Origin of the sequence: Paraplanobispora takensis (assembly GCF_016863195.1) — a bacterium.
Taxonomy (GTDB): Bacteria; Actinomycetota; Actinomycetes; order Streptosporangiales; family Streptosporangiaceae; genus Planobispora; species Planobispora takensis.
On record NZ_BOOK01000041.1, the window covers coordinates 107,154 to 124,361 of the forward strand.

General features: G+C 69.8%; 12 protein-coding genes and 2 tRNA genes. 7 read left to right on the forward strand and 7 right to left on the reverse strand.

Annotation, left to right across the window (positions count from 1 at the left end; genetic code table 11):
* Positions 1-60: 60 nt before the first annotated feature.
* The 4 genes from Pta02_RS28660 to Pta02_RS28675 form a co-directional block, all read right to left on the reverse strand.
* Positions 61-1,770, reverse strand: a complete 1,710-nt coding sequence (locus Pta02_RS28660; RefSeq protein WP_239131295.1) for a SpoIIE family protein phosphatase — start codon at positions 1,768-1,770, stop codon at positions 61-63.
* 11 nt (positions 1,771-1,781) lie between these two features.
* Positions 1,782-3,365 (reverse strand): phytoene desaturase family protein, encoded by a 1,584-nt coding sequence (locus tag Pta02_RS28665; RefSeq protein WP_203878070.1) that lies wholly within the window; start codon positions 3,363-3,365, stop codon positions 1,782-1,784.
* A 492-nt stretch (positions 3,366-3,857) separates the two neighbouring features.
* On the reverse strand, positions 3,858-4,829 hold the full coding sequence (locus tag Pta02_RS28670; RefSeq protein ID WP_203878071.1) for a helix-turn-helix domain-containing protein: 972 nt from the start codon (positions 4,827-4,829) through the stop codon (positions 3,858-3,860).
* 174 nt (positions 4,830-5,003) lie between these two features.
* A tRNA-Gly gene (locus Pta02_RS28675) sits at positions 5,004-5,074 on the reverse strand.
* Between the two features lie 89 nt (positions 5,075-5,163).
* Here Pta02_RS28675 and Pta02_RS28680 point away from each other — a divergent pair.
* Positions 5,164-5,237 (forward strand) — tRNA-Pro (locus Pta02_RS28680).
* 495 nt (positions 5,238-5,732) lie between these two features.
* Here the strand turns inward: Pta02_RS28680 and Pta02_RS28685 are convergent.
* The 3 genes from Pta02_RS28685 to Pta02_RS28695 all read right to left on the reverse strand — a co-directional run bounded on the left by Pta02_RS28685 (position 5,733) and on the right by Pta02_RS28695 (position 8,474).
* Positions 5,733-6,266, reverse strand: a complete 534-nt coding sequence (locus tag Pta02_RS28685; RefSeq protein WP_203878072.1) for a hypothetical protein — start codon at positions 6,264-6,266, stop codon at positions 5,733-5,735.
* Positions 6,267-6,526: 260 nt separating this feature from the next.
* The gene (gene glyA, locus Pta02_RS28690; RefSeq protein ID WP_203878073.1) at positions 6,527-7,864 is read right to left on the reverse strand and encodes a serine hydroxymethyltransferase; all 1,338 of its coding nucleotides are present in this window, start codon (positions 7,862-7,864) and stop codon (positions 6,527-6,529) included.
* Between the two features lie 97 nt (positions 7,865-7,961).
* Complete coding sequence (locus tag Pta02_RS28695; protein WP_239131296.1) at positions 7,962-8,474, reverse strand: ATP-binding protein; 513 nt, start codon at positions 8,472-8,474, stop codon at positions 7,962-7,964.
* A gap of 244 nt (positions 8,475-8,718) precedes the next feature.
* On the opposite strand from Pta02_RS28695, the gene Pta02_RS28700 reads away from it, so the two are divergent.
* From Pta02_RS28700 to Pta02_RS28725, 6 genes are all read left to right on the forward strand, one after another.
* Complete coding sequence (locus tag Pta02_RS28700) at positions 8,719-9,585, forward strand: Sco1979 family transcriptional regulator (protein ID WP_239131297.1); 867 nt, start codon at positions 8,719-8,721, stop codon at positions 9,583-9,585.
* A 210-nt stretch (positions 9,586-9,795) separates the two neighbouring features.
* A complete protein-coding gene (gene tig / locus Pta02_RS28705; protein WP_203878075.1) occupies positions 9,796-11,181 on the forward strand; it encodes a trigger factor in 1,386 nt (461 codons plus the stop codon).
* Between the two features lie 351 nt (positions 11,182-11,532).
* Positions 11,533-12,177, forward strand: a complete 645-nt coding sequence (locus tag Pta02_RS28710) for a ClpP family protease (protein WP_373872421.1) — start codon at positions 11,533-11,535, stop codon at positions 12,175-12,177.
* An 11-nt stretch (positions 12,178-12,188) separates the two neighbouring features.
* On the forward strand, positions 12,189-12,833 hold the full coding sequence (locus Pta02_RS28715; RefSeq protein WP_203878076.1) for an ATP-dependent Clp protease proteolytic subunit: 645 nt from the start codon (positions 12,189-12,191) through the stop codon (positions 12,831-12,833).
* A gap of 193 nt (positions 12,834-13,026) precedes the next feature.
* Positions 13,027-14,304, forward strand: coding sequence for an ATP-dependent Clp protease ATP-binding subunit ClpX (gene clpX, locus Pta02_RS28720; protein ID WP_203878077.1), 1,278 nt, complete (start codon positions 13,027-13,029; stop codon positions 14,302-14,304).
* 125 nt (positions 14,305-14,429) lie between these two features.
* Positions 14,430-17,000: a valine--tRNA ligase gene (locus Pta02_RS28725; protein WP_203878089.1), complete on the forward strand. Its 2,571-nt coding sequence runs from the start codon at positions 14,430-14,432 to the stop codon at positions 16,998-17,000.
* Positions 17,001-17,208 lie beyond the last annotated feature (208 nt).

Sequence of the window (17,208 nt, forward strand, 5' to 3'; positions counted from 1 at the left end):
CGCGCGCCGTACGTGACGCCCGCCTCGGGTCCGCCGGCGTCGCGGACGCGGCGGGAGGGGTCACGGCAGGTTCAGCTCAACCCAGATGATCTTTCCTTCGGCGATCGGGCGGAAGCCCCAGCGCCGGGCGACCCGGTTGACGAGCCGCAGCCCCCGGCCGCCGTCGTCGGCGCCGGAGGTCTGGCGGATGACCGGCGCCACGGGGGAGACGTCGGCGACCTCGCACACCAGCGTGGGCCCGCGCAGCAGCCGTACCCCGATCGGGCCCTCCCCGGCGTGCCGGACCGCGTTGGTGACCAGCTCGCTGACCATGAGCTCGGTGGTGTCGGCGAGCGAGCGCAGGTTCCAGCCGCAGAGCGTGGCGCGGGCGAAGCGGCGGGCGTCGGCCGCCGACCCGCTCTCCGGGGGGAGGGTGATCTCGGCGACCTCCTCGGAGGACAGCTCTCTGACCCGGGCCAGCAGGAGCGCGATGTCGTCGCGCTCGTGTCCCGGGCGCTGCGCGCCGATCGTGCGGTCGCAGACCTCCTCGAGATCCTCGGTGCTCTCGGCGAGCAGGCGGCGCAGCTCGCCGATGCCCTCGTCGATGTCGCGGTCGCGGCTCTCCACCAGCCCGTCGGTGTACAGCGCGAGGACGGCGCCGGGCGGCAGGACGGTCTCGACCGTCTCGGCCGGGGCGTCGCCGATGCCCAGGGGGAGGCCGGAGGGCAGCTCGACCACCTCGGTCCCGCCGTCGGACCGCACGATGATCGGCGGCACGTGCCCCGCCCTGGCGAGGGAGCACAGCCGGGTGACGGGATCGTAGGTGGCGTAGACGCAGGTGGCGATCTGGGCGGAGTCCAGATCCTGGCTCATCCGGTTGAGCCGGAACAGCACCTCCCCCGGGCTCAGGTCCAGGCCGGCGAGCGTGCGGGCTGCGGTGCGGAGCTGACCCATCGTGGCGGCGGCCCTGATGCCGTGCCCCATCACGTCGCCGACCACCAGGGCGACCCGGCAGCCCGGCAGCGGGATCACGTCGTACCAGTCGCCGCCGACGCCCGCCAGATCGCTGGCCGGCAGATAGCGCGAGGCGATCGACAGACCGAGCGGCCGGTAGAGGTCGGCGGGCAGCAGACTGCTCTGCAGGGTCAGCGCGGTACGGCGCTCGCGGCCGTAGAGCCGCGCGTTGTCCAGGCAGACGGCGGTCCTGGCCGCGAGGTCCTCGCCGAGCGTCACGTCCTGCTCGTCGAAGGGGGCGCTCTGCGGGGTGCGGGTGAAGACGACGAAGCCCAGAACCTGGCCGCGCGCCTTCAGCGGGACCACGAGGAACGAGCTGTCCTGCAGTACGCGGGCCACCGAGTCGCGCTTCCAGAACCGCCCGATCCTGGCGGCGGTCCGGGCGTCCAGCCGGGGGTACAGGATCGAGGTGCCGGTCGCCATGCAGGTGGCGTAGGGCGTCCAGGCCTCGTAGACGACGATCTCGTCCACCGGGAAGGCCTCGGCGTACTGCCCGGGCGAGGGGGCCGCCACGCCGACCGCGATGCGCCGCACCAGGGCCGAGCCGTCGGTGGTGCGGTGCGGGAACTCGCCCTCGGTGACGATCCGGTCCTGCACCAGGATGCCCGCCGCGTCGGCGAAGCGCGGCACGCACACCTCCATCAGCTCCCGGCCCGTCTCGAACAGGTCCAGGGTGCTGCCGATCCGGGTGCTCGCCGCGTTCAGCAGGGAGAGCCGCTCGTGCAGCGAGGCGGGGCTGCCGACCCGCGGCTCGCCCGCCCCCGGTGACGTGGTCACGAAACGACGGTTCATTCGTCCCACCGGGGAGCGGGCACCGGCGTCCACCACGGGGTGATCCCGAGGTCCTCGGCGATGGCGTTCGCGCCGTTGTAGCCGGGGGCCGCGGAGACCGAGCCGCCGGGGTGGCTGCTGGCGCCGCACAGGTAGAGGCCGGTGACGGGGGTGCGGTAGCGGCCCAGTTCGGGGACGGGCCGGTTGCCGCCCAGCTGGGCGGGCTCGTAGGCGCCGACGTGGTGGCTGCCGCGCACCATGTTGACGCAGTGCCGCTCGATGTCGAGGGGGGAGAAGACGCTCTTGCCCAGTACGGCGCCCGCCAGGTTCGGCGCGTACTCCGCCCACTCGGCCAGCAGCCGCTCGCCGATCTCCTCGCGCCGCGCGTCCCAGGTGGCCGCGTCGCCGTCGAGGTCGTAGGGGGCCCACGGCCACCAGAACGCCACGTGTTTGCCGGCCGGCGCGTAGGAGGGGTCGAACAGCGTGGGGCAGGCCCCGTTGCCCGCCAGGCGGTCCGGCAGCCGGTCCTGGTGGATCCGGTCGAAGGTACGGCCCAGCTGTTCGCTGTCGTCGGCGCCGAGCACGAACAGGAAGGCCCGGTCCACGTCCGGCTCGAACGCGGCGGCCCGGTAGCGCGGCGCCTCGTCCAGCGCCAGGTGCAGGGAGACCAGGCTGTGCCCGGCCCACCGGTAGGCCGCGACCTTGGCGGCGATCTCGGCGCCGAAGACGTCGGGGCCCGCCAGCCGTACCGTCTGGGGGGCGTCCACCGCGCTGGCCACGAAACGGCGGGCGGTCAGCACGCCTCCGCCGGCCAGCCCGACCCCGGTGGCCCGGCCGTCGCCGACCAGGATCCGCTCGACGTGCCGGCCGGTGATCACCGTGCCGCCGTACTCCTCGATCACCCGGCGCAGCGCCAGCGCCACGTTCGCCGCGCCGCCCACGGGCAGGCCGAGCCTGGCGACGCGCGACAGGAGCCGGGGGAAGAAGCCTCCGGTGCCGGGGACGTTCTCGATGGAGATCGCATGCAGGAAGGACTTGAACAGCACCCTGACCTGGTCGCTCTCGAAGTTCCTGTCGACGGCCTCGTAGATGGACAGCGGGACGTAGCTGAGCAGGTCGCGGCCGAGGTCGCCCTTGAGCCGCTCGGCCAGGACGGGGGGAGGCAGCGGCCTGGAGTACAGGAAGCCGTTCATCAGCCCCCGGGCCGCCTCGGCGTAGCGCTCGTGGAGCTCCAGCCAGCGCTCGGCGTCCGCGGCGGAGAAGCGGGCGAAGGACTCGGCGGTGCGTTTGGGGTCGGTGTAGACGGTGATCGCCCGGCCGTCCCTGAACAGGGTGGCGTGCTGGACCTCGGGATAGACGTAGCGCAGGCCGTGGCGATGCAGCGCGAGGTCGGCGGGGACCGGCCCCTCCTCCAGGAAGTGGTAGTTGCTGTGGGTGTTGTGCCGGAAGCCCGGGAGGGTGAGCTCCCGGGTGGCGCAGCCGCCGCCCGCCACGTCGTTGCGTTCGACCACCGCGACGGACAGCCCGGCCCTGGCGAGATAGGCGGCGCAGGTGAGCCCGTTGTGCCCTCCGCCGATGACGATGCCGTCGAACTCGGTCACGGTCTTCTCCGCTCGCCTTGACTACGGCTCTGAGTAGAGCGTAAAGAACGATCTACATTCAGGGGTCCTGTTCGCTGGAGAAGCCGCTGTATTTCCTGATTTTTCCGGGGCTCCCCGAGCGCCAGAGAGGTTGACTAACGGGTACGCGCGCTTGTCAGATGCGGGTGGGTCGCCCGGCGGGTCGGGGCGGATCGGAAAGGGGGGACCCGGGCGGCGACGCGGGCGCCGGGGTCCGGCGCGCGGCGTCCGGCCGCGGGTCGGCGTGCGGGTCTGAGCGGACACGGTTCGCCTCCGGGGGGATTGAGCGCTCACGGTGTCTCGGTGCTCTCAGTATCCGATGCATTACCCCGCGTAGTCCACCCTTGGAAGGCTTGCCCTTTTGCCCGTTTGTGCTGTCCTTCTCGCGGGCCCCTTGCGGACGCGGGAACCGGCGGGATCGGGTGCCGGTTCCCGCTGGTGGCGAACGGCTCGCGGATGCGACGGCGGCCGGGCTCAGCCGGTCGCCGAGGTGTCCGTCTCCGGATCCCCGTCGCGCAGCCGGACGCGCAGGGCCCGGATGAACCAGTCGGACGCCGGCGTCAGGCTCTCCGGGGCGGGCCAGCCGTTGACCACGGCGAGCAGCCGGAGGTATCGCTCCCTGCGCGGATCTCCGGCGGTCTCCAGCCGGGCCAGCAGCCGGCGCCGGAAGCCGGCGTCATCGGGCCGGCCGACGACGTCCGCGCATCGGGCCGTCACCGCCGAGACGATCGGATCGGCCTGGGGGGAGGCGGGGTCGACGCCGGCGGCCAGGGCCGGGCCCACCCGGTCGCGGACGATCGCGACGCTGTCGGGCCGAAGACCCGCGGGTTCCCCCATGGCGCGCTCGGCGGCGTACTGCTCGGCCGTGCGGCGCATGAGGGCGCGGAAATCCGGGTCCCGGGACAGCTCGGCCAGCTCCACCCACGCCTCGACCTGCTCGGGGTCGGGGTCGTCGGGCAGTTCCGGGGTCATCGAGCGCATGATCCCGGCGAATCCCGGGTCGGGCTCCAGGCCGTCGAAGGTGCTGCCGAGGAAATCGTCGATCAGACGTCGGCGCTCGTCTTCCGAGAGCTTGGCCAGCTTGTGCATGAGAGTCATCTCCTCAGGGGTGGAACCGCGCTTCGCCACGGCCAGGAGCACCGCACGCCGCAGGCGCAGCGTCCGGATCTGCACCGACAGGGCCGCGGCGTGCGTCGCGGCCACTTCGGCGAGCGCGACCTCCCGCTCCAGGACCCTCCGGATCATGGGAAGGTCCAGCCCCAGATCGCGGAGCGTGCGCACCAGGTCCAGGCGCGCGACGGCGTCGATGCGATAGCGGCGGTAACCGGTCGGGCCGCGTTCGGCCGGCGGCACGATCCCGCGGTCGGAGTAGAACCGGATGGTCTTGACCGTGAGCCCGGTCCGCCGGGCCAGATCGCCGATCGAGTAGAGCGTGTCGCCGTCCATGCCCCCACCCTCCCGTCTCCCCTTGCTGGAGACTCAAGCCCGCCCGTCGGCGGTGCCGGGAATTCCCCTTCGCCCGGGTCTGGGGCACGCGACCGGCACGGAAGATCGGAAAAATCTCCTGAACGCCGAAGGGCCAGGTCCCGGATGCCCGGTGACCTGGCCCTTCGTCTGCTGAGCGGACGACGGGAATCGAACCCGCGTAGCCAGTTTGGAAGACTGGGGCTCTACCATTGAGCTACGTCCGCGCGATCCGGTGTTGGTCTGGTCTAGACTTCATCCGGTCGTCAGGGCGTAATCGTACCGGAGTTCCGGAGCGTGCGCGTACCCGGCGCGACGGGGCGTGGCGCAGCTTGGTAGCGCGCTTGCTTTGGGAGCAAGAAGTCGCAGGTTCAAATCCTGTCGCCCCGACTCTCCGAACACCGCAAGGCCACTCCCCGAGATCGGGAGCGGCCTTCTGAGTGGCAAAGTGACGCCCTGGCCAGGCGGCCGACAGGGCGTGCCTGGCCGATATGCCCACCCGTGGTGCACGTCCGTGGTGGGCCGCCTGTTGCCCACCCGAGCTGCGCCGTACGGCCGAGCCTGCCCACCGTGCCAGGGCGCACGTGACGAGGGGTGCCGAGGATCGCGGAGCCTCGCCAGGTAGGGGCGGGAAGCCCATGAGGAGTGCGACAGAGACGAGGTCAACGGCACCAGCGAAGCGCCCACCGCCACGGCGAACCACGTCCACGAGCGACGCCCTAACGGCACATTCTTCCACCTCGGCATCGGGAGAGCGTATAGGACACTCCCCGAAGCCATCCCGGTCCGGGCAGGCCGCCTGATCCAAGCCGATCATGTTCCTGCCGCCTCGGCGGGGGTGCTCCGGCTCCGGGCGGGCCAGGTGTGGGGTTGTGCCGGCGTGGCTCACAATCCTCGGTCGCGCTTGAACTTCTCTGGCTCTAGGAAGTACTGGGAAGCGTCACTCGTGGCCTTGACGACAACGGGGTCCCCGAGGGGCGCGGGCCATATCTGAAGGTAATGGTCATCGATGCCGTCATCCCCCGCGCCCTCCCAATCCATGTTCTTGACGTGATACCGAATGCGGTAGGTCCCCGGCCCGGCAGGAAGAGGGGGCAGAGGACGCATCGCAACCGCGTCATAGGTGAACCCGCTCATCTCCACTTCGCCCGACACGGACACGTAACCAATTTCCACGATGTCCTCGTAGGCGGCGAGATCTGCCCCGGGGTCCCGGTCGGCGATCGTCACAGTGAAGTCGGCCGGCCCCCACTGATGAGTGATGTGGAGGGTGACCCAGCCCTTCTCGACCTCGATGAACCCGACTGACTGGGCGGGTGTGTCGGCATACCCGTCGAGTTCCCTGTCCTGCAGACCGGCGATGCCACAGTCGGCGACCTCGACTGTCAGACGTACGGTGCAGGTCTCGTCGTCGCTCATGAACGGGGAGCGTAAACGCCGCCACCGACGAGGTCGTTGATTGATTTGAGTGCTTTGACCGACCGCGGGCGGGCCCGGCTCCCGGCGACGTCGAGCCGAGGCCTCGGAGGGGCGGACGCCTATCGCGCTGACGACTTCCCTGATGTCAGCTTCCCGTCCCCGGACAGGTGAGGCGCGCCCGCACCGGCGGCGAGGGAAGGGGCGTCCTCGCCGCGCCCGCCGTCTCAGGCCGGGTGGCCGGTGGTGAAACGCCCGCCGTCTCAGGCCGGGTGGTCGGCGGTGAAGTGCACGCCGGAGAAGCGTCCCCGCCACGCGGTGACCTCCGCGGCCACGACGGCCGGGTCCGCCTCCTCCTCCAGCCCCCGGGCGACGAACGCGGCCAGCGCCGGCATGTCCTCCTCGGTCATCCCGAGCCGGACGATCTCGGGGGTGCCCACGCGCAGCCCGTTGACGTCGCCTTCGATCGGATCGACCGGCAGGCCGATGCCGCAGGCCAGGATGTTCGCCCGGCGCAGCCTGCGGGCGGCCCGCTGGCCGCCGCCGTAGCGGCGGGCCTCGATCGCGAACTGGTGCGAGCGGGTGCACCCGCGCTCGGCCGCGAAGACCGGCACGCCCAGGTCGAGCAGTTCCTCCGCCAGGCGCCGCGCCGTCGCGGTCATCGTCCGCGCGTACGCCTGCCCGGCGGCCTTCCAGTCGAGCAGGGTCATGGCCAGCGCCGCGGTCTTGCCGGCGTCGAAGTTGGCGGTCAGGCCCGGATAGGCGATCGCGTCCAGGCGCTCGGCCAGTCCGGCGTCGTCGGTGACGATGAGCCCGCCGGGAGGGCCTCCCAAGCTCTTGTAGGTGCTCATGGTGATCAGGTGGGCGCCCTCGTCGAGCGGCTGCGGCCAGGTACGGCCGGCGATCATGCCGCACAGGTGCGCGGCGTCGAAGAGCACGCGGGCGCCGACGGAGTCGGCGATCTCCCGGATCCGTGCGACGGGGTGGGGGAAGAGGTTGAGGCTGCCGCCGACGGTGATCAGCGCGGGCCGGGTCTCCTCGGCCAGTGAGCGCAGGGCGTCGACGTCCACGGTGTAGCCGTCCGCGGCGACCGGGGCGGGAACGGTGGTGAGGCCGTACAGCCCCGCCGCGCCCTGGCCGTGATGGGTGACGTGGCCGCCGACGCTCGACGGCGGGGCGATGATCGTGTCACCGGGCCGGCAGGTGGCCATGAAGGCGTAGAGGTTGGCCAGCGCCCCCGAGCCGACGCGCACCTCGGCGTAGCCGGCGCCGAAGACCTGCGCGGCCAGTTCGGCGGCGACGATCTCGATCTGCTCGATCGCCTCCAGGCCCGTCTCGTACTTGTCGCCGGGATAGCCCAGGGACGGGCGCGAGCCCAGGCCGGCCGAGAGCAGCGCCTCCGCCCGCGGGTTCATGATGTTGGTGGCCGGGTTGAGGTTGACCGACTCCACGTCGTGGATGCGGTGGTTGTCGTCCGCCAGCCGTTCGATCTCCTTCTGGACCGCCGAGGCGGGCAGGTCCGCCACGGCCGCGGAGACGGAGCGCACGCGCTCCTCGGAGGCGGCGGGGACCCAGGGGCGGGGCGTCAGGGCAGAGGACATGGGCTGGTTCTCCCGATGGGTGGTGGACCGCCCGGTCCCGGGCGGACGCCGCAGGCCGCGCCGGTGCGCGCAGCCGTACGGGGAAGCCTCGGACGCCTCAGGCGGTGGTCCCGCTGAACAGGGCCCAGACGGCCTTGCCGCCGCGGTTGAGGTGGTCCCAGCCCCAGCACTGACTGTAGGTCTCCACGATGTACAGCCCGCGGCCGTTCTCGGAGATGAAGTCGGGTTCCTTGGGGGTGGGGGCCTCGTCACTCGGGTCGGCCACGGCCAGGAGCACGTGGGGCGACAGACGAAGGAGCATCAGGGTGATGGGCTTGGCCTCGACCCTGCTGGGCGGGCACAGCGCGTAGCGGACCGCGTTCGTCACCAGTTCCGAGACCACCAGCGCCGCGTCGTCGCTGAGTTCGGACAGTCCCCACTCCTTCAAAGTGGAGCGGGTCACGTCTCTGGCGGTCTTGACCGAGTCGGCCTGCCGGGGGAGCGGGCACGCCGTCGCGTCGGAACGGTCGGCGCGCAGGAACTCGTCGAAGCCGACCTCGCGGGTCGCCTGCAGGCAGTCGGCAGCCGATTTTGGCTCCTCCACCATCCTGCCGGTACCTCCCGCTGTCATGGTGAGTCTCCGTGCTGGTTGCGAGTTTTTACAGCTTGTGCACCATTAGCCCAATATGCACTAGGCCATCATGGGTCACCGGAACGTCCTCTGCAAGACCCAAATGCACGTGCAAGTGCCATGTGCAGCCGCATGGGCGACTGCACAGGGGAATCGGCGAATCGGTCAGCAGCATGAGACCTTGTCATGAAGGCCGGAAGTGGTGACACTGTGTGCGCTGGCCCCAATGGGAGAGGGAGGCGAAGTGACGCAGGTTCAACCGGGCTCGGGTCCCACTGCTCTGCGCATCCTCCTGGGCTCTCAATTGCGCCGACTTCGCGAGGAGCGCGGGCTCACCCGCGAGGAGGCCGGCGAGCGGATCCGCGGCTCCGAGTCCAAGATCAGCCGGATGGAGCTCGGCCGGGTCGGCCTGCGGGAGCGCGACGTCGCGGACCTGCTCACCCTGTACGGCGTCGAGGACCAGGATGCGCGGGCGGCCGTGATGGACCTGCTGAACAGGGCGAACGAGCCCGGCTGGTGGCACCGCTTCAACGATCTGCTGCCCGGGTGGTTCCAGACCTACGTCGGCCTGGAGGAGGCGGCCTCCCGCATCCGCACCTACGAGGTGCAGTTCGTGCCCGGCCTGCTCCAGACGAAGGAGTACGCCCGGGCCGTCATCACCGCCGGGGGCGCCGGCATCGCGCCCGAGGAGATCTCCCGCCGGGTGGACCTGCGCATCGAGCGCCAGCGGGTCCTGGAGCGGCCCGACGGGCCGTTCTTCTGGGCCGTCATCGACGAGGCGGCGCTGCGGCGTCCCATCGGCGGCGCGGACGTGATGCGGGCCCAGCTGGAGCACCTGATGGACCTCATGCGCCAGCCGAACATCACGATCCAGGTGATGCCGTTCAGCTTCGGCGGCCACAGCGCGGAGGGCGGCGCCTTCAGCATTCTGCGCTTCCAGGACAGGGAACTGCCCGACGTGGTCTACGTCGAGCAGCTGGCCAGCGCGCTCTATCTGGACAAGCATGAAGACGTCGACAGATACAGCGAGGTCATGGAGCGGCTGTGCGCGGTCAGCACCACTCCCGACGAGACCGTCGACATCCTCCGCCGGATAATCAAAGAGATCTGAGGCCGGCGCCGGTCGCTGCGAGGTGCGCGTCTGCCCTAGACTGGCATGCGGCGCTGGACACCCGCCACAGTGGAGCATGCCCTTGACTCGCATGTCTCGACGGCTGTGCCCCGTGCCGCTCATGTGGGCGCGGCGCGCGAGCTTGCCGCGGTAGCCGTACGAAATTGGCGCGCCCGCGATCACTCGAAGCTTGATCAAGGAGACCACCCCGTGAAGACCGCTGTCGAGGAGCTCAGCCCGACCCGGGTCAAGCTCACTGTCGAGGTGCCGTTCGAGGAGCTCGGCGAGAGCATGCAGGCGGCGTACAAGAAGGTCGCGCAGCAGGTGCGCGTCCCCGGTTTCCGCCCCGGCAAGGTTCCGGCCCGCATCATCGAGCAGCGCTTCGGCCGCGCGGTGGTGCTGGAGGAGACCCTCAACGACGCGGTGCCGAAGCTGTACGGCCAGGCCGTCGACGAGAGCGACATCTTCCCCGTCAGCCAGCCGGAGATCGAGGTCACCAAGATCGAGGACGGCGAGCAGGTCGAGTTCACCGCCGAGGTCGACGTCCGCCCGAACTTCGAGGTCCCCGACTACCAGGGCATCGAGGTCACCGTCCCGACCGCCGAGGTGACCGACGAGGACGTCGACGGCCAGCTCGACGGCCTGCGCCAGCGCTTCGCGACGCTGACCGGCGTCGAGCGCCCGGCCGCCAACGGCGACTTCGTCGTGATGGACCTCGCCGCCGCGATCGACGGCGTGAACATCGAGGAGCAGCAGGCCAACGACGTCTCCTACGAGGTCGGCGCCGGCTCGGTGCTGCAGGGCCTGGACGACGCTCTGGCCGGCATGTCCGCCGGTGACGTCAAGGAGTTCACCACCAACCTGGTCGGCGGCGAGAACGCCGGCGAGGAGGCCGTGGTGACCATCACCATCAAGAGCGTCAAGGAGAAGGTCCTCCCCGAGCTCGACGACGAGTTCGCCCAGCTGGCGAGCGAGTTCGACACCCTCGACGAGCTCAAGGACAGCATCCGCGAGCAGGCCCGCCGCAACAAGCTGATCGACCAGGTCGTGCAGGCCCGCGAGAACGCCCTCGACGCGCTGCTGGAGAAGATCGACATCCCGCTGCCGGAGAGCGCGCTCAAGGCCGAGCTCGACAACCGCAAGCACAACCTCGAGCACCAGATCGCCGAGAGTGGCCTGAGCAAGGAGGCGTACTTCCGCCTCTACCAGACCACCGAGGAAGAGCGTTACGCCGAGTTCGACGCCGCCGCCGCCAAGGCGCTCAAGACCGGCTTCGTCCTCGACAAGATCGTCAAGGTCGAGGAGCTGGGCGTCAGCGAGCAGGAGCTGACCAACTTCGTGGTGCGCCGCGCCATGCAGATGAACGTCGCCCCGAACGTGCTCGCCAAGCACCTGGCCGACAACGACCAGCTCACCCTCGCCATGGTCGAGATCGTCCGTGACAAGGCCAAGAGCGTCGTCGGCGACGCCGCCAAGGTGACCGACGAGGCCGGCAACGAGGTCGACCTCAAGGCGATCTACACCGAGATCAACGGCGAGGAGCCGATCGAGGTCCCGGCCGAGGGCGACGAGGCCGCCGAGGCCGACAAGGAGTAGATCCGTCCCGGACGGAGGGCGATGAGGCCGCCGAGTGGCAGGCCTGCCCGAGACGTCCGAGAACGCGCCGAACGCCCCCGCCGTGCCACGCACGGCGGGGGCGTCGTTCGTCTGGGCCCCGCGGGCTCCGGAGAGGTCTCCGGGCACCTCGGGGCCCGACGGCTTCTCAAGGCCCGACGGCTTCTCAGGGCCCGGCGGAGCCGCGGAAACGGCCCCCCGGGACGGCCGGGGACGACCTCGGCCATCATGCGCTGTCGGCGAACACCCCGTGGAGGGGGCATGTCCGGTCGGCGACGCGCGTTAAGGTCACAAGCAAAGCCAATCGATAACGACGCATCGGAAGGTGACGCTGTGACCAGCCCGCCGACCTTCTACCAGCCGACCGGCTCCGGGCCCGAGTCGATGAGCCAGCCGAACGGCTCGTTCAGGCTCGAAGACCAGCTCTACCAGCGGCTGCTGCGTGAGCGCATCATCGTGCTGGGCACCCAGGTCAACGACGAGATCGCCAACCGAATCTGTGCCGAGCTGCTGCTGCTGGCGGCCGATGACTCCGACCGGGACATCTGGCTCTACATCAACTCGCCGGGCGGATCGGTGACCGCCGGCATGGCGATTTACGACATGATGGAGTACGTGCCGAACGATGTGTGCACCGTCGCGATGGGTCTGGCCGCCTCCATGGGCCAGTTCCTGCTGTGCGCCGGTGAGCGGGGCAAGCGTTACGCCCTGCCGCACGCCCGCATCATGATGCACCAGCCGTCCGGCGGGATCGGAGGAACCGCCGCCGACATCGCCATCCAGGCCGAGCAGATGCTCTACGTGAAGAAGACTCTCGCCGAGCGCATCGCCTTCCACACCGGACAGGACCTCGCGCAGATCGAGACCGACTCCGACCGGGACCGCTGGTTCACGGCCGAGGAGGCCAAGGACTACGGCTTCATCGACCACGTCGTGCGCAGCGCCCGGCAGGTGCCCTCAGCGGGCGCCGTCTCCTGAAGGGGCACAAGGTGAGTGAGTTGATCCGGCCGGGAGACATCAACGGCCGATATGTTCTTCCCTCCTTCGTCGAGCGCACGTCGTACGGCGTCAAGGAGATGAACCCGTACAACAAGCTGTTCGAGGACCGCATCATCTTCCTCGGGGTGCAGATCGACGACGCGTCGGCCAACGACGTCATGGCGCAGTTGCTGACGCTCGAGTCGCTCGACCCCGACCGGGACATCAGCATCTACATCAACTCGCCGGGTGGCTCGTTCACCGCCATGACGGCGATCTACGACACGATGCAGTTCGTCCGGCCGGAGATCCAGACGGTCTGCCTCGGGCAGGCGGCCTCGGCCGCGGCGATCCTGCTCGGCGGCGGCACGCCGGGCAAGCGGTTCGCGCTGCCGAACGCCCGCATCCTGATCCACCAGCCCTCCACCGAGGGCGGCGGCCAGGGAAGCGACATCGAGATCCAGGCGCGGGAGATCCTGCGGATGCGCGCGCTCCTGGAGACCCTTGTCGCGCGGCACTCGGGCAAGACGCCCGACGAGGTCCGCAAGGACATCGAACGCGACAAGATTCTTGACGCCGAGGAAGCGAAGGCGTACGGGTTGATCGACGACATCATCCCGTCACGCAAGAAACTCGCCAAGGCTGTCGCCTCCTGAGGGAGGTAGATTGCATCGGAACGGTGCCCAATTGGGCACCTTCCGGTGCGACTCGCCGCCAGGGGGCTCACTGAGGGCTCAGAAGACGGTAACGTCGAAACCTGAGCGGGATGGCTTTTCGTACCGGGATCGGGCCGGTCAGAAGAAACGGACCGCGGCAGCCAGGGCGGTCCCACGCAAAGGAGTATCTGGGGTGGCACGCATCGGCGACGGGGGAGACCTGCTGAAGTGCTCTTTCTGCGGGAAGAGCCAGAAGCAAGTCAAGAAGCTCATCGCCGGACCCGGCGTATACATCTGCGATGAGTGCATCGATCTCTGCAACGAGATCATCGAGGAGGAGCTCAGCGAGTCCTCCGAACTCAAGTGGGACAGCCTGCCCAAGCCGAGGGAGATCTACGAGTTCCTCGACGCCTACGTCATCGGTCAGGACAAGGCGAAGAAGGCGCTGTCGGTCGCTGTCTACAACCACTACAAGCGGGTGCAGTCCGGAGAGCGCGGGCGTGACGACGGCCTGGAGTTGGCCAAGTCGAACATCCTGCTCCTGGGCCCGACCGGTTCCGGCAAGACACTGCTCGCACAGACGTTGGCGAAGATGCTGAACGTTCCGTTCGCCATCGCCGACGCCACCGCCCTGACCGAGGCGGGCTACGTGGGCGAGGACGTCGAGAACATTCTTCTCAAGCTGATCCAGGCCGCTGACTACGACGTCAAGAAGGCCGAGACCGGCATCATCTACATCGACGAGGTCGACAAGATCGCCCGCAAGAGCGAGAACCCGTCGATCACCCGTGACGTCTCCGGCGAGGGCGTGCAGCAGGCCTTGCTGAAGATACTGGAGGGCACCACGGCGAGTGTGCCGCCGCAGGGAGGGCGCAAGCACCCGCACCAGGAGTTCATCCAGATCGACACCACCAACGTGCTGTTCATCTGCGGCGGAGCCTTCGCCGGCCTCGAGAAGATCATCGAGTCCCGGGTCGGCAAGAAGGGCATCGGCTTCAACGCCGTCATCCGCTCCAAGGAAGACATCGACGCCTCCGACATCTTCGGTGACGTCATGCCCGAGGACCTGCTGAAGTTCGGCATGATCCCCGAGTTCGTCGGCCGCCTGCCGGTCATCACGAGTGTGCACAACCTCGACCGCGACGCGCTCATCCAGATCCTGACCGAGCCGCGCAACGCCCTCGTCAAGCAGTACCGCCGGCTGTTCGAGCTCGACAACGTCGAGCTGGAGTTCACCGACGACGCCCTCGAGGCCATCGCGGACCAGGCGATCCTGCGCGGCACCGGCGCGCGCGGCCTGCGGGCCATCCTGGAGGAGGTCCTCCTGTCGGTGATGTACGAGGTACCGTCCCGCGAGGACGTGGCGCGCGTCGTCATCACCCGGGAGTCCGTCCTGGAGCACGTCAACCCGACGCTCGTACCTCGCGACCAGCTGGCCAAGCAGCGCACTCCGCGCGAGAAGTCGGCATAGGCCCCGCACACCAGTACGGCCGGCGCCCCCGCGGAGACACTCCGCGGGGGCGCTGCCGTAGGTAGAACCCCGACCCACCGGAACCTCGACCCATTCGAACGTCCCTAGAATTGGACACCGTGACGATGTCAGAGCTGCCCACCCAGTACACACCCGCCGATGTGGAGACCCGTAGCTACGAGCGCTGGGTAGCCGAGGGCTACTTCGGCGCGGATCCGGGCAGCGACCGCGAGCCGTACACCATCGTCCTGCCCCCGCCGAACGTGACCGGCGTGCTGCACATCGGCCACGCCCTCGACCACTCGATCCAGGACGCCCTGACCCGGCGCGCCCGAATGCGCGGCCACGAGACGCTCTGGCTGCCGGGCATGGACCACGCGGGCATCGCGACTCAGAACGTCGTCGAGCGTGAGATCGCCAAGGAGGGGCTGTCCCGCCACGATCTCGGGCGCGAGGCGTTCGTCGAGCGCGTGTGGCAGTGGAAGGAGGAGTCCGGCGGCCGGATCCTCGGCCAGATGAAGAAGCTCGGCGACGGCGTCGACTGGTCGCGCGAGCGCTTCACCATGGACCCGGGACTCTCCCGCGCCGTCCAGACCATCTTCAAGCGGCTCTTCGACGACGGGCTCATCTACCGCGCCGAGCGCATCATCAACTGGTGCCCGCGCTGCCTGACCGCGCTGTCCGACATCGAGGTCGAGCACAGCGAGGACGAGGGCGAGCTCGTCTCGATCCGCTACGGCGACGGCGAGGACTCCATCGTGGTCGCCACCACCCGGGCCGAGACCATGCTCGGCGACACCGCGGTGGCCGTGCACCCCTCCGACGAGCGCTACGCCCACCTGGTCGGCCGGGAGATCGAACTCCCGCTGACCGGCCGGCGCATCCCGATCGTGGCCGACGAGCACGTCGACCCGGCCTTCGGCACCGGCGCGGTCAAGGTCACCCCCGCGCACGACCCGAACGACTTCGAGATCGGCCGCCGCCACTCCCTGCCGTCGCTGACGGTCATGGACGAGCGCGGCGTGATCACCGCCCACGGCCCGTTCGAGGGGCTCGACCGCTTCGAGGCCCGTCCCGCCGTGGTCGCGGCCCTGCGCGAGCAGGGCAGGATCGTCGCGGAGAAGCGCCCGTACCTGCACTCGGTCGGGCACTGCTCGCGTTGCAAGACCGTGGTCGAGCCGCGGCTGTCGCTGCAGTGGTTCGTCAACGTCTCGCCGCTGTCCAAGGCCGCGGGCGACGCCGTCCGCGACGGCCGTACGAAGATCCACCCGCCGGAGCTGGCCAAGCGCTACTTCGACTGGGTCGACGACATGCACGACTGGTGCATCTCGCGGCAGCTGTGGTGGGGCCACCGGATCCCGGTCTGGTACGGCCCCGGCGGCGAGGTCGTCTGCGTCGGCCCGGACGAGCGGGCGCCCGAGGGCTACGTCCAGGACCCCGACGTCCTCGACACCTGGTTCTCCTCCGGCTTGTGGCCCTTCTCCACGCTGGGCTGGCCGGAGCGCACGCCCGAGCTGGAGAAGTTCTATCCCACCTCGGTGCTGGTGACGGGCTACGACATCCTGTTCTTCTGGGTGGCCCGGATGATGATGTTCGGCCTGTACGCCATGGACGGCCAGCCGCCGTTCCGGACCGTCGCGCTGCACGGCATGGTCCGCGACCAGTTCGGCAAGAAGATGTCCAAGTCGTTCGGCAACGTCGTCGACCCGCTCGACTGGATCGAGCGCTTCGGCGCCGACGCCACCCGCTTCACGCTGCTCCGCGGGGCCAACCCCGGCTCCGACGTCGCGATCAGCGAGGAGTGGGCCGGGGGCTCCAGGAACTTCTGCAACAAGATCTGGAACGCCACCCGCTTCGCGCTGATGAACGGCGCCGCGGTCGGCGAGCTGCCGGTGGCGGAGCTCACCGCCGCCGACAGGTGGATCCTCTCCCGGCTCCAGGAGGTCGTCTCCTCGGTCGACGAGGCCTTCGAGGAGTTCGAGTTCGCCAAGGTCTCCGACCTGCTCTACCACTTCGCCTGGGACGAGGTCTGCGACTGGTACGTCGAGCTGGCCAAGGTCCAGCTCGCCGCCGGCCAGGAGCACACCCGCCTGGTCCTCGGGCACGTCTTCGACGCGCTGCTGCGCCTGCTCCACCCGCTCGTGCCGTTCGTCACCGAGGAGCTGTGGCGGGCCGTCACGGGTGGCCGGTCCATCGCCGTCGCGCCGTGGCCCACGGTCCAGGAGTCCCTGCGCGACCGCGCCGCGGAGGAGGAGGTCCTCGCGATGCAGACGCTGGTGACCGAGGTCCGCCGGTTCCGCTCGGACCAGGGGCTCAAGCCCGGCCAGCGCGTCGCGGCCCGGCTGTCCCTGGCCGGTACGGCTCTCGCCGCGCACGAGAGCGCGATCCGTTCGCTGCTGCGCCTGGACGAGCCGGCCGAGTCGTTCACCGCGACCGCCCGCCTCGACGTGGGCGGCGTCCTCGTGGAGATCGACACGGCGGGCACGATCGACGTGGCCGCCGAGCGCAAGCGGCTGGAGAAGGACCTCGCGGTGGCGCGCAAGGAGGCCGAGCAGGTGGCGGCCAAGCTCGGCAACGAGCAGTTCATGGCGAAGGCGCCGGACAACGTGGTGGCCAAGGTGCGGGCCCGGGCCGAGCAGGCCGAGCAGGACATCGCGCGCCTGACGGCCCAGCTGGAGGCCCTGCCGGCGAGCTGACGCGCCGCGGTACGGCACGCGCCGGATGTTTGGGTTTCCCGCATACCGGCCCTTGAGTGAGACCCCGGAGTCCTTTGACTCCGGGGTCTCATGTTTGGGGCTATCGGGTGGAGGGAAGACCTACTCGTTACCGGCGAATGGCTCAAGCCTGTCGGAAAGGCTGCTAATGTTCTTGGTGCGGGGCGAGTCCCCGCACCCTCCTCTCTAC